18 protein-coding genes are annotated in these 19,386 nt (G+C 70.6%); 4 read left to right on the forward strand and 14 right to left on the reverse strand.

The window, feature by feature from the left end:
* Positions 1–4 precede the first annotated feature (4 nt).
* Positions 5–1,351 (reverse strand): D-alanyl-D-alanine carboxypeptidase/D-alanyl-D-alanine-endopeptidase, encoded by a 1,347-nt coding sequence (gene dacB / locus J5X86_RS15990; protein WP_208517464.1) that lies wholly within the window; start codon positions 1,349–1,351, stop codon positions 5–7.
* A gap of 276 nt (positions 1,352–1,627) precedes the next feature.
* Between dacB and J5X86_RS15995 the strand changes: the two genes are divergently transcribed.
* Entirely contained in the window at positions 1,628–3,064 is a 1,437-nt protein-coding gene (locus J5X86_RS15995) for a DUF1996 domain-containing protein (protein WP_208517465.1), read from the forward strand.
* A gap of 103 nt (positions 3,065–3,167) precedes the next feature.
* Here J5X86_RS15995 and J5X86_RS16000 read toward each other — a convergent pair whose 3' ends face one another.
* The 5 genes from J5X86_RS16000 to J5X86_RS16020 form a co-directional block, all read right to left on the reverse strand.
* Positions 3,168–4,109, reverse strand: a complete 942-nt coding sequence (locus tag J5X86_RS16000; RefSeq protein ID WP_208517466.1) for a D-alanyl-D-alanine carboxypeptidase family protein — start codon at positions 4,107–4,109, stop codon at positions 3,168–3,170.
* 66 nt (positions 4,110–4,175) lie between these two features.
* On the reverse strand, positions 4,176–4,859 hold the full coding sequence (locus tag J5X86_RS16005; protein WP_208517467.1) for an HAD family phosphatase: 684 nt from the start codon (positions 4,857–4,859) through the stop codon (positions 4,176–4,178).
* A 72-nt stretch (positions 4,860–4,931) separates the two neighbouring features.
* Positions 4,932–5,291, reverse strand: a complete 360-nt coding sequence (locus tag J5X86_RS16010) for a hypothetical protein (protein ID WP_208517468.1) — start codon at positions 5,289–5,291, stop codon at positions 4,932–4,934.
* Positions 5,292–5,442: 151 nt separating this feature from the next.
* Positions 5,443–6,579, reverse strand: a complete 1,137-nt coding sequence (locus J5X86_RS16015; protein ID WP_208517469.1) for a hypothetical protein — start codon at positions 6,577–6,579, stop codon at positions 5,443–5,445.
* Positions 6,579–7,130 (reverse strand): hypothetical protein, encoded by a 552-nt coding sequence (locus tag J5X86_RS16020; protein WP_208517470.1) that lies wholly within the window; start codon positions 7,128–7,130, stop codon positions 6,579–6,581. The genes J5X86_RS16015 and J5X86_RS16020 overlap by 1 nt, the downstream gene beginning before the upstream one ends.
* A 183-nt stretch (positions 7,131–7,313) precedes the next feature.
* Here J5X86_RS16020 and J5X86_RS16025 point away from each other — a divergent pair, with 183 nt between their 5' ends.
* A complete protein-coding gene (locus J5X86_RS16025) occupies positions 7,314–8,348 on the forward strand; it encodes a lactonase family protein (protein ID WP_208517471.1) in 1,035 nt (344 codons plus the stop codon).
* Positions 8,349–8,479: 131 nt separating this feature from the next.
* On the opposite strand, the gene J5X86_RS16030 is transcribed toward J5X86_RS16025, so the two are convergent.
* The 5 genes from J5X86_RS16030 to J5X86_RS16050 form a co-directional block, all read right to left on the reverse strand.
* Positions 8,480–9,478 carry a hypothetical protein gene (locus tag J5X86_RS16030; protein ID WP_208517472.1) on the reverse strand — a complete coding sequence of 333 codons (999 nt, stop codon included), beginning with the start codon at positions 9,476–9,478 and terminating at the stop codon, positions 8,480–8,482.
* A 307-nt stretch (positions 9,479–9,785) separates the two neighbouring features.
* Entirely contained in the window at positions 9,786–10,994 is a 1,209-nt protein-coding gene (locus tag J5X86_RS16035) for a BadF/BadG/BcrA/BcrD ATPase family protein (protein WP_308124572.1), read from the reverse strand.
* 4 nt (positions 10,995–10,998) lie between these two features.
* Entirely contained in the window at positions 10,999–11,820 is an 822-nt protein-coding gene (locus J5X86_RS16040; protein ID WP_208517473.1) for a phospholipid scramblase-related protein, read from the reverse strand.
* A gap of 39 nt (positions 11,821–11,859) precedes the next feature.
* Positions 11,860–12,537 carry a uracil-DNA glycosylase gene (locus J5X86_RS16045; RefSeq protein WP_078645543.1) on the reverse strand — a complete coding sequence of 226 codons (678 nt, stop codon included), beginning with the start codon at positions 12,535–12,537 and terminating at the stop codon, positions 11,860–11,862.
* 80 nt (positions 12,538–12,617) lie between these two features.
* Positions 12,618–13,706: an exo-alpha-sialidase gene (locus tag J5X86_RS16050; protein WP_208517474.1), complete on the reverse strand. Its 1,089-nt coding sequence runs from the start codon at positions 13,704–13,706 to the stop codon at positions 12,618–12,620.
* Positions 13,707–14,009: 303 nt separating this feature from the next.
* On the opposite strand from J5X86_RS16050, the gene J5X86_RS16055 reads away from it, so the two are divergent.
* Both J5X86_RS16055 and J5X86_RS16060 read left to right on the forward strand, forming a co-directional pair.
* Positions 14,010–15,089, forward strand: coding sequence for an NADH:flavin oxidoreductase/NADH oxidase (locus J5X86_RS16055; protein WP_208517475.1), 1,080 nt, complete (start codon positions 14,010–14,012; stop codon positions 15,087–15,089).
* 92 nt (positions 15,090–15,181) lie between these two features.
* Entirely contained in the window at positions 15,182–15,565 is a 384-nt protein-coding gene (locus J5X86_RS16060) for a helix-turn-helix transcriptional regulator (protein WP_208517476.1), read from the forward strand.
* On the opposite strand, the gene J5X86_RS16065 is transcribed toward J5X86_RS16060, so the two are convergent.
* From J5X86_RS16065 to J5X86_RS16075, 3 genes are all read right to left on the reverse strand, one after another.
* On the reverse strand, positions 15,479–16,885 hold the full coding sequence (locus J5X86_RS16065; protein ID WP_119993132.1) for a nucleobase:cation symporter-2 family protein: 1,407 nt from the start codon (positions 16,883–16,885) through the stop codon (positions 15,479–15,481). The genes J5X86_RS16060 and J5X86_RS16065 overlap by 87 nt on opposite strands.
* 165 nt (positions 16,886–17,050) lie before the next feature.
* On the reverse strand, positions 17,051–18,394 hold the full coding sequence (locus J5X86_RS16070; protein ID WP_208517477.1) for an FAD-dependent oxidoreductase: 1,344 nt from the start codon (positions 18,392–18,394) through the stop codon (positions 17,051–17,053).
* Positions 18,395–18,545: 151 nt separating this feature from the next.
* Positions 18,546–19,220, reverse strand: coding sequence for a DUF305 domain-containing protein (locus J5X86_RS16075; RefSeq protein WP_208517478.1), 675 nt, complete (start codon positions 19,218–19,220; stop codon positions 18,546–18,548).
* Between the last annotated feature and the right edge of the window lie 166 nt (positions 19,221–19,386).

Consider the following 19,386-nt stretch of genomic DNA (forward strand, 5'->3'; position numbering starts at 1 on the left):
GCGGCTACGCCCAGCAGCCGTTGACCGTGGCGGCGAGGCCGTCGAGGGTGTCCTTGGTGGCGGCCGGGTCGGCGGAGGACTGGTTCTCGATGAAGGAGAAGACCTTCCACCGGCCGTCCGCCGCCTTGGTCAGGCCGCTCAGGGCGATGGCGCCGGTCAGGGTGCCCGTCTTGGCCTTGACCTGGCCGACGGCGCACTGGGAGTCCGGGGTGTCGAAGCGGCCCCACTCGGGCCCCAGGGTGCTGCCCGCCTCGCCCGACACCGGCAGGCCCTCGTCGATGGAGCGCAGCAGGCCGCTGTAGCGCGGATCGGTGAGCAGATCGAGGATGTCCGCGACGGTCCGCGCCGGGATGCGGTCCGCGCGGGACAGGCCGCTGCCGTCGTAGATCTCGAAGTTCTCCATCGAGACGCCGTAGTGCCGGCTGAGGACGTCCCGCACCACGGCCGTGCCGTCCTCGTAGGTGGCGGGCTTACCGGCGGCGATCGCGGTCATGCGCAGCATCGTCTCGGCGATGTCGTTGTCGCTCGTCTTGAGCATCTTCTTGACCGTCTCGGCCAGCGTCGGGGACAGATGCCATCCCACCGGCACGTCCGTGGCCGACGCCGTGCCGCGGGTGACCTCACCATCGACGGTGACACCCTGATCGGCGAGTTGCTTGGCGAAGACCTTCCCCGCGTCGATGGAAGTGTCCGCGGACAGCTTTCCGTCCACCACCAGGGAGCGCACCGGCGAGACCTGGTCGTCGTAGTACGAGTCGTTCCAGCCGTTGGCGAGGGTCGGCTCGGCGAAGAGGCTGTCGTCGATACGGATCTTCACCGAGCCCAGGCCCGCGCTCTTGACCCCGGCGGCGGCGGACTTGGCGAGCTCGGTGACGTCGGCGGTGGTCAGCAGCCGGTCGCCGCCGCCTATGAGGGTGAGCGTGCCATCGCCGTAGACCACCTTGGTGGTGAACCGGTGCTCGGGGCCGAGCACCGTCAGCGCGGCCGTGGCGGTGGCCAGCTTGGCGTTGGACGCGGGCATCAGCGCGGTGTCGGCGTCATGTCCCCAGATCACCTTGTCGGACGCGGAGTCCAGCACGATGCCGCTGAAGGTGCCGCCGAGGTTCGGGTTCTGGGCGCGGGTGTTGAGGTTGTCCGCGATCTTCTGCTCGGCGGGGTCGAGCCCGTCGGCGGCCACGGACTGGGCGGTCGTCGCGGTGCTCTTGGTGCTCTTGTCGGCGGCGAGCGCCGACGGAGCGGACAGCAACGCACCGGTGACCGGGACGGCGGCGATGATGAACGCGCGGCGGACCGCGAGGCTCATGGGCTTGGCTTTGCGATGACGCCCACTGGACGAGTTCGCGCTGGACATGTGGGGGCTCCGCGGGCGCGTAGAAGGGGTAACGGGGGTACGGCGAAGTAAACACTTTAACCGGAACTGATCAGTTTCATTCCGCCGGGCGGTGGACATGTGGTGAAGCCACTAAGACTTATCGCGACCACCGTTGAGAACGATCGCCTCGCTGTCCGTATCCATCGGCGTCGCGCTGTGCCCTCCGCCCCGGGACGGGGGTGATGGGGGCGCGGCCCGATGTGGCCGAGGGCAACACGTCCCCGGCGTATGAAGACTGCCGATGAGGGGCGAAGGATGAGGAACAAGAAGAGACACAAGCGATCCAGGGTCATCGGGCTGACCGTGGTCGGAGTGACCGCACTGGCCGTGGGCGGCGGGGCGCTCCTGATGACCGACAACGATGCTTCCGCCGCCCGCCGATCGGCCGGGCAGCAGGCTCCGGCGCGGGCGGCGATGACCGTCAAGTGCCCTGATGCCGCGACCCGGCTGTCGAGTGTGCCGCAGCAGGCGCGGCCCACCGTGGACAAGGAACTGGCGACGATGGACAGCCAGGTCGCCGACGCCTACCAGCAGCTTGCCACGCGCGGCGCGAGCGCCGACCAGGACTGGGTGCGTACCCGGGTGCTGGAGCCGCTGACCGCCCAGCGGCGTGGCGCGCTGAACCGCATCGGGAAGGAGATCGGGCGCGTGGCGAGCCGCCCGTCCGGCCTGGACACGCTGGCGTCCTGCACCGTGCAGCAAGCGGCCCCGGCCGCCGCACCGGCGGGCGCCACCTCCGCACCGGCGGGCGCCACCCCCGCCGCGGGAACGGCCGCCCCCGCCGCTCCGGCCGCGGGTGGCCAGGCGCAGTCCGGCCCGGTGAAGGCGGACTTCGTGGACATCCGCAGGGTGCGGCCGAACGTCAAGAACCCCCGTACACGGGGCAACGCCTCCCGCGGCACCTTCTCATCGCGCTGCGGACGCAATGAGAACAAGCACTTCAACTCGGACAACGTGATCGTCGCCCCCGGTGTGAGCAACGGCGCCCACCATATGCACGACTACGTCGGCAACCGCGACACCGACGCCTTCTCCACCAACGACGGCCTCGCCGCCGCCGGGACCACCTGCACCAACGGCGACCGCTCCACCCACTACTGGCCGGTTCTGCGGCAACAGGACGGGACGAAGGAGGCCGACGCCGACCAGCCCGGCGGCGGCACCGAGGGCAATGTGGGGCGGATCCTGCGCCCGGAGACCGCGTCGATCAGCTTCCGTGGCAGCGCGGTGTCCAAGGTCGTCGAGATGCCCAAGTTCCTGCGCATCATCACCGGCGACGCCAAGGCGTTCACCAACGGCACGGCCAATGCCAACGCCTCCTGGAGCTGCACCGGATTCGAGAACCGGCAGTTGAAGGACAAGTACCCGCTCTGCCCGAAGGGCAGCAAGGTGGTCCGTACCTTCAAGTTCCAGAGCTGCTGGGACGGCAAGAACGCCGACAGCGCGAACCACCGCACCCATGTGGCCTTCGCGGACGCCAAGGGCGCGTGCGCCAAGGGGTTCAAGGCCATCCCGCAGCTGATCCAGCGGATCACCTACAAGGTGGCGCCCGGTTCGCTCTTCGCGGTCGACAGCTTCCCCGAGCAGCTGCACAAGCCGGTGACCGACCACGGCGACTTCATCAACGTGATGTCCAACTCGCTGATGAAGAAGGCCGTGAAGTGCATCAACACCGGGCGTAAGTGCGGCTGACCGCCGCTCCTACGGCCCGGTGCCCCGGCCGGATGGCCATCCGGCCGGGGCACCACCCGCGTGGAAAGCGGGCCGTGGATCACTCCCGCGATCTGTCCTGGGATCAGTCCTGCGGTGTGCCCTTGGGCAGCTGGCGCCAGGTCACCTTGGTGTGGGACCGGAAGGCCCAGTCGAGCATCTTCTTCGCGTCCGGGTAGCGCTTGGGAGCGTTGAGGATCACGCCCACGACGGTGCGTCCGTCACGCTTCGCGGCGAAGACGAGACACCTGCCGGGCGCGGTGCCGGTGCCCGTCTTGATGCCGATCGCGCCGCTGTACGAGCCCAGCAGCCTGTTGGTGTTGTTCCAGTAGTACGTCCTGGTCCTGCCGTTGGCGGCCGGGGCCTTCTGGATGGTGTCGACCGACTTGACGACCGTGCCGAGGGTGGAGTTGCCCAGCGCGTGCCTGGCCAGCTTGGCCATGTCGCGGGGCGTGGTGTAGTTCTGTCCGCCCTCCGAGATGCCGTCGAAGGTGTCGTAGTGGGATTTGGTCATCCCCAGCGCGGACGCCTTCTTGTTCATCTGCGCGATGAACGACTTGGTGCGCTTGGCGGTGGTGTCACCGGTGCCGAACGTGTCGGCGAGCGCCATGGCCGCGTCACAGCCGGACGGCAGCAGCAGGCCGTACAGGAGCTGCTTGACGGTGAGCTTGTCCCCCTTCTGCAGGTCCGCCTTGCTCCCGCCGACGCGGGCGGTGTAGTCGATGTACGACTGCTTGACGGTGACCTTCTTGCCGAGATTGAGCCCCCGGGTGTCGAGTACCACGACCGCCGTCATGAGCTTGGTGGTGCTCGCCATCGGCCGCTTGGTGTCGGCCGCCTTGGCCCACAGCTGCTTGTTGGTGTTGTTGTCCAGCAGATACGCGCCCTTGGCACTGACCCCCGACGGGCCGCTCCTGGCCTCGGTGGCCTGGGCCGCGTTCGCCGGTACGGCGACCGTCAAGGCCGCCGCCGAGGCGATGACCGCCGTCCCCCAACGGCGGATCGCCTTACCCCCACGTCTATCCATACGCCCTCCGTCTCTCCTACGACATGCCCGTGAATGTCCGGGCATGCGACGCATGGTCTCACGGCCTCAACTGTGCGCCGTGACCCACTCGTAGGCCCGCTCGGCGTCGAACTCCGGCTGCCCGCCCCGGTAGAGCAGCCCGGCGGAGGCGAACGGCTCACCGTCCGGCGACGGCCCGGCCGCGTACGGAACGGCGATACAGCGCATCCCGGCCCGCCGCGCCGCCTCCACCCCGGGACCGGCGTCCTCGACCACCACACAGTGCCCCGGATCGACGGACAGCAGCCGCGCGGCGGCCAGGAACACATCCGGCTCCGGCTTGCCGCGGCCGACATCTTCCGCGGACACATAGACGGGCAGCAGCGCGTCCAGTCCCGTGGCCTTGAGGGCGGTCTCGATCGCCGAGCGGGACGAGCCGGAGGCGACGGCCAGCGGATGCCCGGCGGCGCTCAGCCGCTCCACGAAGGTGCGCATCGCGGGAAAGATCTCGGTCGTGGTGGCGGCCAGCTCCAGAAAATGCCGGTTCTTGACGGCCAGCAGCTCCTCCACGGACGCCCCGATGCCGTACCGGCCGCGCAGGGTCTCCAGGGTCTCGCGGGTGCCGATCCCGATGAACCGGGAGTGCTCCTCCCAGGTGAAGCTGGTGATCCCGTACCGCTCGAGGGTCCGCCGCCCCGCCTCGTAGTAGAGGGGCTCGGTGTCCACGAGAGTGCCGTCCAGGTCGAAGATCACGGCGGGCATGGTGTTCATGGGGACAGCATGCCAAGAGTCCGGCCCGTGGCGTCGGCGCAGCCGACCGCCGCCCCGCCGCGGCCGCTCCGGCTACTGCCGGAACTCCGCGTCGGGGCAGCCGTCGGGGTCGTCCTGTTCGAAGAGCACGGGGTCCTCGGAGGAGCCGCCGACCATGAGTTTCTGGTCCTCCACCGGGGCATCGCCCTCGGAGGCGCTTTCGTCGAAGCTCAACGCGACATACGGGAACTTCTCCTCGCCGGGAGCGGTCGTGCCCAGCTGGTACGCCCAGCTCCCCTGGCCGTCGAAGTGGCGTCCGTCGTCCTCGAACGGGTCGTATGGCCAGTTGCGCACCTGGATGTCCCCATTGGGGTAGAGGCTGACGCGCATGCCGTCGGGGCCCCGGTACGTCTCTGGCAGAACGGTCTCGGAGACCTTGATATTGGGCCGCAAGCACTCTCCCGACACCGCGTTCAGCACCCCTATGCACCCTACGGGGAGCACGAGGCATGTCAGCCCGATCAGCGTGAACCTGAGCGGGCGATTGCGCCAGATCCGGCGGAAGGGGCCTGGCTCATTGGTTTTTGTCATCGCCATGAGTGTGTCAGTGGTCGGCTGGATCGACGCGCTCGGTCCATACCATCCGTTCCTTGATGCCCGCGCCGGGGCCGGTGTCGTGGTTGGCGATCTTCTCGACGGACGAATATCCGGGTATGAACGACTCCATGTCGGTGTCGTTCTTCAGGGTGTACTGCACGACGAGTTTGCCATCGGGATCGGTGCCCTTGACGACATAGTCCACATCGTAGGAGCCGAGCAGGGACTGTGCCTCGTTGGTGTCTCCGCCCCAGAGGTTGTCGACTCCGGACAGGCCGGCCATGTCCTTCAGGAAGGTGGCCCCTTGCTCGGGGAGCGACTTCCCTGCGATCTGGTACTTGACCCTGCCCTCCGGGTGGCCGGCCTTCCATCCGTCCAGGGTCTGGCTTCGGATGCTGTCCATGCTTTCACTCTTGCGGAGCTGCTCGACGAATGGGTCATGCTGGGAGAAGGAGTACGAGTCCTCACCGGTCCCGGCCAGCCAGTTGGCCGCCAGGGTGCGGGGTGTGAGGTGGTTCTTCTCCGGGTCGGGGTCCAGGCCGCTCAGCTCCCGGCCGAGTCGGTCGTAGCGGTCCGTGCTGATTCCATCGGTGTGATTGATGTCCGTGCGCAGCGTTCCGGTGTTGAACCAGAGGTCGAGACCGATGTTGTCCATCAGTGTGATGGACAGGTTCTGGTCGGCCTCGAACGCGTCACGGAGAATCAGATTGAGCTTCTTCTGGGCGGCGTCGACCTTATTGGCGTCCTTTTCGGAAAGGTTGCCCTGCACATCGCAGGCGCTGCCCAGGATCACCTTGCCCTCGGGGCCAACGTACATCCCCTCCTCGCCGAACCCCTTCACCGCCTCGTGCAGGCGTTTCTGGACGGCCTTCAGCTCTCCACCCCCGTCCTCGAGGGACCTGCGCATCGCGTCGACCACCTTGGCGGCGGCCGTCGCCTGACGCTGGATGTCGTCGATCTGCGCCCACGCATAGGGGGCGGCCATGCCCTCCCAGTACCCCTTGTCGCGGAGCGGCTTGAGCACCTCGTCCCGGATCTTGTCGTCCAGGTTCTTGATCTTTTCGTGGACGCTTTTCCACTTCGATGCCAAGGTGTCCAGGGCGCCGAAGTGGGCGGTACGGAAGTCCTCGTAGAAGGACCCCATCAGTACCTCCAGATCGACGAAGTGGATGGATCATGGGCAAGGCCCTGGTTCCTGAGATAGGGACTTTGGCTTTTTCCATTGCCGAACGAGTCCCCTGTGCCCCCGTCCTGTTTCACATGGGTGTTGGCCGCCAGACGCAGGCTCTCGGAGATATGGGCGAGCCAGGCGGTGACCGTGCCGGCCTGCTCCTCAAAGTGCTTGTGTGAACGCTTCAGCGCACCCTGTACCTGGAGGCCGTCCACGGACTTGGCCGCTGTGGCTGTCGGCTCTTCCAGGGATGCCGCCTGCTTGTGGAGCGTGTCGTAGACGTCGTCCGCCTTCCCGGCTGCCCCGCGCAGCACGCTCGGCGCGATCACGAGGTTCTGCGGTACTGGTCCCTGCACACCCGGAGCCAATGGACGTTGGGCCGCGGGTGCGTTGGGATCATAGATGTTGGCCGAGCCTGGCGGAGCCGACAAAGGCGGTGGTGCGAAGATGCCGTCCGTGAGCGGCTTGTCCGGTGGCAGCGGCAGCTCGTCGTCCTTCGGCTCCGGCAGATCTTCCTTGCTCATGAATTCCCCCGGTCGTGAGCACGGCAATGCGTCAACATGCTAACCGCCGCTCACCTCGACGGATGATCGCCACGCGCGGTGAGCGACCCGCGTGTCCGCGACGGACCAGCGTTGGTCTAGACCGCTCTGTTACCGTCGGCGCCGAGCGGGTAACGGAACCGGAGTCGGCGGAAGGGTAGTGCGGTGGGCGCGAGTGGGAACGGGCTGCGGGCGTATATCGGGTCCTTCACTGTGGCGGGCGGTGCCGGGATCACCGTCGCGGATGTCGACGACGAGACCGGCGCGCTGCGGATCCGGAACTCCACGGATGCGGTCGTCAACCCGTCCTATCTGGTGCTCGCCCCCGGCGGGCGCGTGCTGTATGCGGTGAGCGAGGCCGAGGAGGGGGCGGCCGCCGCGCTGGATGTCACGCAGGATCCGCCCGCGCTGCTCGGTGAGCCCGTGCCGGCGCGGGGCGCGGGGCCCACCCATCTCGCGCTCGCCGGCGGGCGGCTGCTGACCGCCAACTACGGTTCCGGCAGCGTCAGCGCGCTGCCGGTGCTGGAGGACGGCCGGCTCGGGGAGCCGGTGGCCGTGTTGCGGCACGAGGGCAGCGGACCGCATCCGGAGCGGCAGGAGGGGCCGCATGCCCATGCCGTGGCGCCCGATCCGTCGGGCGGCTGGCTGCTCGCCGTCGACCTGGGGATCGACGCGGTCCAGGTGTACGCGCTGCCCGGGCCGCGTCCGCACCACGAGGTCCGGCTGCGTCCGGGGAGCGGTCCGCGCCATCTGGCGTTCCATCCGCGTGGCGACCGCGTGTATGTCATCAACGAGCTCGATCCGACGATCACCGCCTGCCGCTGGGACGCGGCGTCCGGCGTTCTCGAACCGCTGGGCGAGACCCGGCTGGTCCCCGAGGGTACGGACGTCGAGTCCTACCCCGCCGAGCTCGTGGTCTCCGGGGACGGCCGCTTCGTATGGGCCGCCACTCGCGGTCACGACAGCATCGCGACGCTCGCCCTCGACGCGCACGGCGACCGTATGGAGCTGGTCACCACCACGCCCTGTGGCGGCCATTGGCCCCGCGATCTGACGCTCGACCCGTCGGGACGGCGACTCTATGTGTCCAATGAGCGCTCGGGCGATGTCACCTGGTTCGACATCGACCCCTCGACGGGGGTGCCGCGTCGAGGGGGTTCGGTTCCGGCACCGGCGGCGTCCTGCGTGGTCTTCGGCTGACGTATGCCGGGCGGGTACGGGGCTCAGCGGATACGGGCCCCTCGGATACGAGCGGGGCGGTGACCTTGACGGTCACCGCCCCCGCTTTCTCGTGCTTTGCTTCGTCGTGCGTTGGTTCGTCGTGCGTTGGGTCAGCGCATCGCCGGAGACGCCTGCTGCAGTGTGATGCCCAGCGCGGCCGCGTACTTCGACAGCACCAGCTTGCCCACGGCCGGGTAGTCGCCCAGCGCCTCGGCCGCCGCGCAGCCCGCCTCCTCGGCGGCCGCCGAGATCAGCTCGGCGGAGACCTCCGGGCCGATGAGGTACGGCGCGAGGGCGAGCCGGGCGGAGCCGGCCGACCGCAGCTGCTCGGCGACGCGGAGGACGGCCCCGTCCACGTCCAGCGCGGCCGCCATCACCGGCACCGCGAGGCGCGCGGAGAGCAGCATGCCGGTGATGCCACCGGCCTGGGCCGCCTCCTCGCCGCCGACCGTGGCGAGGATGATGCCGTCCGCGGCGGTCGCGACCGTGAAGAGACGGGCGCGGTCGGCGCGGGCCAGGCCCGCCTCCGACAGACGCACGTGCAGGGCCTCGGCGAGCAGCGGATGGGGGCCGAGGACGTCGGTGAGTTCGGCCGCCGAGCCGCTGCTCATGACGGCCTGGCGTATCCGGCGCAGCTGTGCGCTGTCCGGGCCCGCGAGCAGCGGGACCACGACGGCCGCCGGACCGTCCGTGGGGACCCTGGGGAAGGGCGGGACCTCGTCGACGACCTCGCCCGCGGCCTCGGCCGCGGCGATCGCCTCCGCCGCCTCGTCGGCGAAGGCCTTGGCGGCCTCGGCCGCCTGTCGCAGACGCTCGGGGTTCTCCTGGGCGGCGCGGGTGAGCACGGCCTCGAGCTGCGGGTACTCCTGTCCGTCCCCGTCCAGGAAACCGATCTGAGCGTCGAGCCCCGGCATCTCGGAGCGGGCGATGCTCACCAGGTCCTCGGCAAGGCGCCGGGCACCGTCGCTCGGGGCACCCGGGACGGCCAGCACCAGCGGAGGCGCGCCGAGAGGCGCGGCGGCGGCCTCCGGTCGGCGGTGCCGTCCGGGCTGGCGGGGACGCGGCATTCGTACAGGCAGGCCGGACGCGGGCCCTGTGGGGGAGCTCATGGCGCCGCATGTTAGTCGCTCGATGGGCTCGGCTGTTCGGGAGGGTGTGACTGGGAGTATCTGTCCCATTTTGTCGACTGGTGTTGTGTGGTGATGTGCGCTCAGCGGCCATACTTGCTCGAAGAATCGACCATGTGTCCGGAATTGCCGGTCATGGAATCCCATATGGGCGCCTATGCTGAGCGCCCATATGGGACACCCGTGTCGGGAGCCGTGCGTCGTGGCTACGGGTTGGGGCTTCGCGCCGTGGCCAAGGGGTGAGGCCCCGCAGCGGAAGCCCTGCGGCGTGCTCGCACGGGGGCGGCGCTCAGACGATGCTGAGCAGCGCAGGGTCCCGGGGCAGCCGCAGTCCGTCCGCCGCCAGCGCCGCCGCGACGCACAGCGCCCCGTCCAGCGGATTCCCGGCCGCCTCCGTGACCCGGACCCCGGGCAGCCGCGCCGCCAGCTCCTCGCGTACGGGCGTCAGCAGTGGCGCGCCCATGCGGAACAGCCCGCCGGTGAGCGCCACCTCGCTCGACTCCAGCCGAGGGCAGACCGCCTCCGCGGCCTCGGCGATATGGCGGGCGGCTGCCCGCAGAATCGCCTCCGCGACCGGATCCTCCCTGACGCACCGGCCCACCTCGGGGGCGAACGACGCCAGGACGGCGGGGCGGTCGGGGCGCGGGTACAGCCGCCCCGGCAGCCCGGTCGCGGGGCCGAACACGGCCTCCAGACGGGCCAGCAGCGGCTTCGAGCCGCCCTCGCGTCCGTCGTACGCGCGCATGGCCGCCTCCAGGCCCGCCCGGCCGATCCACGCACCGCCGCCGCAGTCGCCCAGCAGATGGCCCCAGCCGTCGGCGCGCCGCCAGCCGCCGGTGGCCCGGCGGGTGTCGCCGCCCGTGGCCGTGGCGTCCGTACCGGATGCGCCGTGCGCATCGCCCGGGCCGTCCGTACGGGATACTCCGTCTGCGGCGGACTCGCCGTCCGTACCGCCCAGCCCACCGACAAAGCCCTCGGGCACCGCGCCCAGCGCGATCAGGCCCGTCCCCGCCGCGACCACCGCGCCGGGACGCTGTCCCAAGGCCCCGGCGTACGCGGTCACCGCGTCGGCCGCCAGGGCGAGTCGCCGTACGCCGAAGGCGTCGGCCAGCGCTTCCGGAAGCCTGGCGCGCAGATCGTCGCCGAGTGTGGCCATGCCCGCCGCGCCGACACAGACCGCGCCGAGGTGTCGGGCCCCGGCCTCGCGCAGCAGCTCCCGGGCCGCGGGCAGGACCCGCGCCAGCAGGCTCTCCGCGTCGATGCCCCGGTCGCCGACGGCGGCGGGCGTGGACGAGGACCAGGTCAGTGGCGAGGACCAAGTCGGTGGCGAGGACCAGGCCGGTGGCTGCTCCGCGGAGCCGCCGGGAGCGTCTGCGCGTGCCCCCGCACCCCGTACGCCGGGAGCGTCTGCGCGCGCCACCGCCACCCGCACGCCGGAACCGCCCGAATCGATCCCGAGCACATGCGTCACCGCATCGTCGGGCACCGTGTCGCCCACCGGCTCAGCCGAATCCGCGCGAGTCCTGCTTGAGCGCGGTGTCCACGGTGAGGGCCGTGGCGATCACCAGGCTCAGCAGCGGATCGGGTAGCTGGCGGTGGATCTGCAGCACGTAGTTGTCCGCCGTCGTGAACATCGTCTTCGCCAGGCCCTCAAAGGTCTTGGTGATCCGGGCGACCTCGCTGTCCGTGTGGTCGACGATGGCGAAGTTCCAGGCCCGCCAGTTCTCCGCCTTGATGGCGCCCACCTGCTGGCCATTGACGAGCATGCCGAAGTTGATCTTGCCGATGACGTTCTGCTGGACGATCTCGCCGACCGGCTGTCCGTCCGGGCGGGTCACCACCACCTTGGACTTGATGAACTTCGCGGGCCGGGTGAGCACCAGATGCGGCTGCCCGTTGGCGTCGCGGATCTCCAGCTTGTGCGTCATGAACTGGTCGAGGCTCGAGACGAACCGCGCGACCTTCTTCAGCGTGCTCTGGCCGACCTGGACCACCGAACCGAGAGTGCGCCCCTGCTGGTCGAAGACGCTGTACTCATTGGTGAGCTCGATCAGCTTGGCCTTCTGGTTCACCACCAGCACCGGTTCGGTGAACAGCGTGCCGCCGCCGCCCATCGTGGGCCCCACATGCGCCTGCTGCTGCACCTGGTGCTGGACCCTGGCGGGGTTGGGGTTGGGCGGGGCGGCCTGCGTCGGAGGGGCCTGGCCGGGCTGGCCCTGGTGCGTATGCGCGGTCCACTGGGCACCGTCCCACCAGCGCAGCTGGTTCGGCGTGCCCTGGGGGTCCGCGTACCAGCCCGCAGGGGTGTTCGGATGTGATGTCATGGCGGGCAGACTACCCCTCGCCCACCTGGAACGATGGGGTCAGGGAAGGCGCCAGTCCACGGGTTGGGCCCCCTGCTGTACGAGCAGGTCGTTGGCGCGGCTGAACGGACGTGAGCCGAAGAACCCCCGGTCGGCGGACATGGGGGAGGGGTGCGCGGACTCGACCGCCGGAAGGCTGCCCAGCAGCGGCCGTACGTTGCGGGCGTCGCGGCCCCACAGGATGGACACCAGGGGGCGGCCGCGCCCGGCCAGCGCCCGGATCGCCTGCTCGGTGACGTCCTCCCAGCCCTTGCCGCGGTGGGCGGCGGGCCGGCGCGGGGCCGTGGTGAGCGCCTTGTTGAGCAGCAGGACGCCCTGCTGGGTCCAGGGCGTCAGATCGCCGTTGGACGGGCGCGGCAGACCGAGGTCGGTATGCAGCTCGCGGTAGATGTTCTCCAGGCTGCCGGGAAGCGGCCGGACCTCGGGCGCCACCGAGAAGCTGAGCCCCACCGCGTGTCCGGGCGTCGGATACGGATCCTGACCCACGATCAGCACCTTCACCTCGTCGAAGGGCTGCTGGAAGGCGCGCAGCACATTCGGCCCGGCGGGCAGATAGGTACGGCCTGCCGCGATCTCGGCCCGCAGGAAGTCGCCCATCGCCGCGATGCGTTCCTCGACGGGCTCAAGTGCCTTGGCCCAGCCCGCTTCCACAATTTCATTCAAGGGTCGTGCTGCCACACCGCGTCACTCTAGTGGCTCAGCGGGTGGCCGCGTGCCGCCCCGCGATCACTCTCACCCGATCCCGCTCGCGATCACTCTCAGCCGATCACGGCGGCCCGGACACACAGCACATCGGGGAGATGGCGGGCGATCTGCCGCCAGCTCTCGCCCTCGTCGGCGCTCGCGTACACCTCGCCGTTGCGATTGCCGAGGTAGACCCCGACCGGGTCGGCGTCATCGGTGCGCAGCGCGTCCCTCAGCACCACTCCGTAGTGGAGCTCGTCCGGCATCCCGGCGGAGCGCTCCTCCCAGGTGGCGCCCGCGTCCTCGGTGCGGAAGACCCGGCAGCGGTAGCCCGGGGGGTAGCGGTCCGACCCGTCGTTGACGGGGAAGACGTACGCGACGCCGCCGCGGCGCGGATGGACGGCGACCGCGAAGCCGAAGTCCGCCGGGAGGTCCTTGCCGATCTCGGCCCAGTGCGCCCCGCCGTCGTCGCTGCGGTACACCCCGCCGTGGTTCTGCAGATAGAGCCGGTCGAGATCGACCGGGTCCCGGGCGACCTTGTGGACGCACTGCCCGAACTCCGGGTACTGATCCGGCAGGAAATCCGCCTTGAGCCCGCTGTTGGACGGTGCCCAGCTCTCCCCGCCGTCCGCGGAGCGGTACACCCCGCCGGAGGACACGGCGACCATGAGCGCCCGCGGGTCCCTCGGGTCGGGGACGACCGTGTGCACGGCCTGCCCGCCGAACCCCTCGCCCCACTCCGGCCGCTGCGGGTGGTCCCACAGGCCGCGCACGAACGTGAAGGTCTCCCCGCCGTCCTCGGAGCGGAACAGCGCACCCGGCTGGGTGCCCGCGTAGACCACCCCCGGCTCGTCGGGCCCGGCGGGCTGGAGCTGCCACACCCGCTCCAGCGAGGTGTCGGTGCCCTCGGGGAACTTCACCGCGGGCTTGGCGGGCTCGTGCCAGCTGCCCCCGAGGTCGTCGGAGCGGAAGACCGAGGGGCCCCAGTGCGAGCTGTCCGCACCGGCCAGCAGCCGGGGGCGGTCGCCCCGGGTGTCGATGCCGACGGAGTACACCGCCTGCATGGGGAAGTGGGGGCCGGTGAAGTCCCAGCCCCCTTGGCCGCCGTGGCGGCCGAGGAAGAGACCCTTGCGGGTGCCGACGGCGAGCAGGACATCGTTCATGACGGCTCACTCCTTGGAGTGCGGGTGCGGGAAGGGCGGCGGAACGAACGGCGAGCGGATCGGTGAAGGAGAAGGGAGTGTGTCCGGCATCACAGAGTCTGCACCCGACCACCGACAACCGGAGGGAGCGCGTCCGCATTTATCCGAGGGCGTCCGCGTCATCCCAGGTCATGGGTGTGTGCGCCGACGGAGACCGGGCGCGCTCGTACGAGGGGCTTCGTAATTTGACGATCGTCGTACTACGATGGTTACCGTACTACCGCGCGGTCCGGCCGGGCCCCGCGAGGAGAAACGGAGACGTTGATGAGTGCCCTCTTCGAGCCCTTCACCCTGCGGTCGGTGACCATCCCCAACCGCCTCTGGATGTCGCCCATGTGCCAGTACAGCGCGGATGGGGACGAGGGCGCCGGGGTCCCGCACGACTGGCACTTCGTCCACTACGGCGCCCGCGCCACCGGTGGCACCGGGCTGATCCTGGTCGAGGCGACGGCCGTCTCCCCCGAGGGCCGCATCACCCCCGGAGACCTCGGCATCTGGAACGACACCCAGGTCGAGGCGTTCCGTAAGCTCGTCGGCTTCCTCAAGGGGCAGGGCACCGTCCCGGGCATCCAGCTCGCCCATGCCGGCCGTAAGGCGTCCACCGACGCCCCCTGGAGGGGCGGTGCGCCGCTCGGCGCCGATCAGGGGAGCTGGCAGACGCTGGCGCCGAGCCCGATTCCGTTCGACGAGGGCCATCCGGTGCCGGACGAGCTGTCCGTGGAGCGGATCGGCGAGATCACCCGCCAGTTCGCGGACGCCGCACGGCGCGCGCTCGCGGCCGGTTTCGAGGTGGCCGAGGTTCACGGTGCCCATGGCTACCTCATCGGCGAGTTCCTCTCCCCGCACAGCAACCACCGCACCGACGGCTACGGCGGCTCCTTCGAGAACCGCGTCCGCTTCGCCCTGGAGGTCGTCGACGCGGTCCGCGCGGTCTGGCCGGAGGACCTGCCGCTGTTCTTCCGTATCTCGGCCACCGACTGGCTGGAGGAGAACGGCTGGGCCCCGGAGGACACTGTCCGGCTCGCCGCCCTGCTGAAGGACCATGGAGTGGACCTCCTCGACGTCTCCAGCGGTGGCAACGCCGCCGGTGTGCGCATTCCGACGGGGCCGGGCTACCAGGTGCGGTTCGCCGAGCGGGTGCGCCGGGAGACCGGGCTGCCGGTGGCCGCGGTCGGGCTGATCACCGAGGCGGAGCAGGCCGAGAAGATCGTCACCAACGGTGAGGCGGACGCCGTCCTGCTGGGCCGCGAGCTGCTCCGGGACCCCTACTTCGCCCGTCGCGCGGCGACCGAACTGGGCGGCCAGGTGCGCAACCCGGACCAGTACCACCGCGCCGTCCGGTAACCCGGATCGCTCCCGTTCCATCCTGGCCTGAAGTAGTACGGCGATCGTCAAACTACACTGGGGGTCACGGAACGAGGCGATGAGGAGCAACCGTGCAGACGCAGACCACGTCGACCGGGCCCCAGCCACCAGCGACGGGGCGCTCGCTGGAGCACCCACGGCGCGAGGTGATCCGCCTCGAGGATGTGCTGCACGCGCTCTCCGACCCCATGCGGATGCGGGTGGTGCGGACGCTCGCCGAGGAGTCCGCCGAGCTGACCTGCTCGGTCATCGACCTGCCGGTCAGCAAGTCCACCAGCACCCACCACTTCCGGGTGCTGCGCGAATCCGGGGTGATCCACCAGATCTACCGGGGCACCGCCAAGATGAACGCGCTGCGCCGGGAGGACCTAGACGCGCTGTTCCCCGGTCTGCTCGACAGCGTCCTCGCCGCCGCGGCCCTCGAGGAGGGGCGCCTCGGCGGCGACCGGGGCTGAAGCCCGCCCGCCCGGCAGGTGGTTGAAGAGCAGATTGAGCGCGATCGCGGTGACGCACCCGGCGCTGATCCCGCTGTCCATCACCGTCTGGAACCAGTTCGGGAACTCCTTGTAGATCCCCGGTACGCCGACCGGCAGCAGCCCCACGGCGACCGACACCGCGACCACGGTGAGGTTGTGGTTGTCCCGGAAGTCCACCCCGGCCAGCGTGCGCAGCCCGCTCGCCGCGACCGTACCGAACATCACCAGACCCGCCCCGCCCAGCACCGGGGCCGGGATCGCCGCCACCACCGCGCCCAGCTTCGGGGCCAGCCCGAGCAGCACCAGCATGCCGCCCGCGGCCGCCACCACCCAGCGGCTGCGCACCCGGGTCATCCCCACCAGGCCGACGTTCTGCGCGAAGGCGGTGTACGGGAAGGTGTTGAAGACCCCGCCGAGCACGGTCGCGGTGCCGTCCGCGCGCAGTCCGTCCGCCAGCCGCCGCCGGTCGACCGGGCGCCCGGTCATCTCGCCCACCGCGATGAAGTCGCCGGTGGTCTCGGTCATCGTCACCAGCGCGACGACCAGCATCGACACCACGGCCGGCGTCTCGAACGTGGGGGAGCCGAAATGGAACGGGGTGGAGACCCCGACCCAGTCGGAATCGCCCACCCCGGAGAAGTCGGTGAAGCCCAGCGGTATCGCGGCCGCCGTCCCGGCCACGATCCCCACCAGCACCGCGACCCGGCTCAGGAAGCCGGGTGCGAAGCGCTGGACGGCCAGGACCACGACCAGCACCCCGGCGGCCAGGCCCAGGTTCTTCGGCGCGCCGAAGTCCGCCGCGCCCTGGCCGCCCGCCGCCCAGTTGCCCGCGACCGGCAGCAGCGACAGGCCGATGATCAGTATCACCGTGCCGGTCACCAGCGGCGGGAAGAACCGCAGCAGCCGCCCGAAGACCGGCGCCAGCAGGATCATCGCCACCCCGGCCACGATCACCGAGCCGTAGATCGCGCGCAGCCCGCCGCCCTCGGTGCCGATCAGCACCATCGGGGTGACCGCCGCGAAGGTGCAGCCCTGCATGATCGGCAGCCGGACGCCGAACCGCCACAGCCCCACGCACTGCAGGACCGTGGCGATACCGCACAGCAGCAGATCGGCGTTGATGAGATACGCCAGATCGGCGGGGGACAGCTTCATCGCGCCGCCGACGATCAGCGGCACGGCCACCGCGCCCGCGTACATGGCCAGCACATGCTGCAGTCCGAAGGCGGCGAGCCGGCCGGGCGGCGGCACCTCGTCCACGGGATGGCGTATGGACACGGGAGGACGTACGGACGTCATGGCGGCTCCTCGCACGGCGACGGGATGGGCGGCGGATCAGGGTGAGGCAACCGTAGAAGGCTTCAACAATCTGTTGATTTCAGGGGCGTTGCCGTCGTGTGTCAACCCCTCCGACAGCGCGGACCCGGGGACCGCCGGCGGAGCCCGCCCGGCGCCCCGCCCGGTTCACTCCTGCTCGCGCGCCGCGCCCAGCAGCCCCGTCCAGTCCGGAATCTTCACCTTCGTACGCCCCAGCGCCGCCCCGAGTGCCTCCTCGGCCGCCTCGATCCGCAGCCAGCCGGTCCACTCCACCGGCTCCACCCCCGCCTCGCGCAGCGCCCGCAGCGGATCCGCCACTACCGGGCGGGCGGCGAGCGCCTCCGCGTCGGCCAGCAGCGAGGCCACGGTCTCCTTCGCGCACGGCCGGTTGGTGCCGATCACCCCGGTCGGCCCGCGCTTGATCCACCCCGCCACGTACTCCCCGGACGAGGGCTCGCCGCCGCGCAGCACCCGCCCCGCCGCGTTGGGGACCGTGCCGCGCTCCTCGTCGAACGGCAGCCCCGGCAGCGGCACACCCCGATAGCCCACCGACCGCAGCACCAGCGGCGCCTCGATGTCCTCGAAAACCCCGGTGCCCGCGACCCCGCCGCGCCCGTCCGGCGCGGTCCGCTCGAAGCGCACCGCGCGCACCGCGCCCTCGCCCAGCAGCGCCACCGGCCGCAGGAAGAACCGCAGATGGATCCGGCGCGGCCGGCCCACGGGCGCACGCCGCGCCCAGTCGCGCAGCACCTCGACATTGCGCCGGTTGACCCCCGGCAGCCCCGACGGGTCCTCGTACCCCGGGTCCAGCGCCAGCTCCTCGGGGCGCACCAGCACCTCGGCGCCGGTCAGCGAGCCCAGCTCACGCAGCTCCTTGGTGGTGAACTTCGCCTGCGACGGCCCGCGCCTGCCGACCATATGGATGTCCGAGACCCGGCTGTCGGACAGCGCCCCGAGGGCGGCGTGCGGCACATCGGTGGGCCGCAGCTCCTCCGCCCCGCGGGCCAGGATGCGCGCCACGTCCACCGCGACATTGCCCACCCCGACGACGACGGCGGAGTCCGCCCCGAGCGCGAAGGCGTCGCCGGTCGCGTCGGGATGGGCGCTGTACCAGGAGACGAAGTCGGTCGCGGAGAAGCTGCCCGGCAGTTCCTCGCCCGGAACGCCGAGCCGCCGGTCGGTCGCCGCCCCCACGCAGTAGACCACCGCGTGGTAGAGCTCCAGCAGCCGCTCGGGCACCAGCGGGGGCGGGCCCACATGCACATGGCCGAGAAAGCTGACCCGGGGATGTTCCAGGACCGCGCGCAGGGTGTGCTGCAGCGACTTGATCTTCTCATGGTCGGGCGCGACACCGTAGCGCACCAGCCCGTACGGACAGGGCAGCCGGTCCAGCACATGCACCGACACCTCGGGGACAGCCTGCTGCTGGACGAGAGCTTGGGCGGCGTACACCCCACTCGGCCCGGATCCGACGACCGCGACGCGAAGCACGAAGGAGCCCCTTCCGCAGGATGTCTCCAGCATCCCACCCGGCGGGGCGCCGTGTCCGGCACTACGCGCCGGGGGACCGGCCCGGATGACGCCTCCCGGCCACCGGTCCACGGGCCCGCGACCGCGCCGCGAGCCCGGCTCTGCTATCCGCCTACGACATCCGCAGCATCCGCCGGATCTCGCTGCTCTGCTGCGCGATCACATCGCCCGCCATCTCCTCCACCCGGATGTTGTTCCCCTGGGCCAGCACATCCGTGGCCATGGAGACCGCGCCCCGGTGATGGGAGATCATCAGCTTGAGGAAGAGCGCGTCGAAGTCGGCGCCCTCGGCGCCGCGCAGCCGCTTGAGCTCGGCCGCGGTGGCCATTCCCGGCATCTTCGCGTCATGGCCCTCATGGGCGCTGTCGTCGCCCTTCGGCGCGCCGCCGTTGGTCTTCTGCCAGCCGCGCATCGCCTCGATCTCCGGCTTCTGCCCGGCCGCGATGCGCTCCGCGAGCCGCTTGACCTTCGCCGACTTGGCCCGGTCGGCGGCGAGGTCGGTCATCACCAGGGCCTGCGCATGGTGCTCGATCATCATGCGGACGTAGGAGCGGTCGGCCGTGTTGGGGGAGTCGTCGTCCCCCGCCTTCGCCGCCTCCTCGGCCGACAGCTTCTTCGCCGCCTCGCCGGGCTTGCCCGGCGCGATCACCGCGGGCTTCCCGTCCTTGCCCTTTCCGGCGTCGGCCCCGCCGCTCTCCGCGTCACAGCCGGTCAGGACGAGTGCCAGGGCCGCCGCCACGGCGGCCGCGAGGGATGCGGTGTGGAGCGTCGTACGGCGGTTCAACACCGTGGCCTCCTGGGGCGCTTGGGATCCGCAGACCGTCTTAGCACGTCAGCGGCGCGACCGGTCCGGGCGCGTTGGGAAATTCTCTTTACGAACATGTTGCTACCTGTTGTGGTGTACATGGATAGAGCGATACTTCCCCCGGTCCGTCAACCGTTCAACTCCGAAC

Origin of the sequence: Streptomyces sp. NEAU-YJ-81 (assembly GCF_017592595.1) — a bacterium.
GTDB classification, from domain to species: Bacteria; Actinomycetota; Actinomycetes; order Streptomycetales; family Streptomycetaceae; genus Streptomyces; species Streptomyces hygroscopicus_B.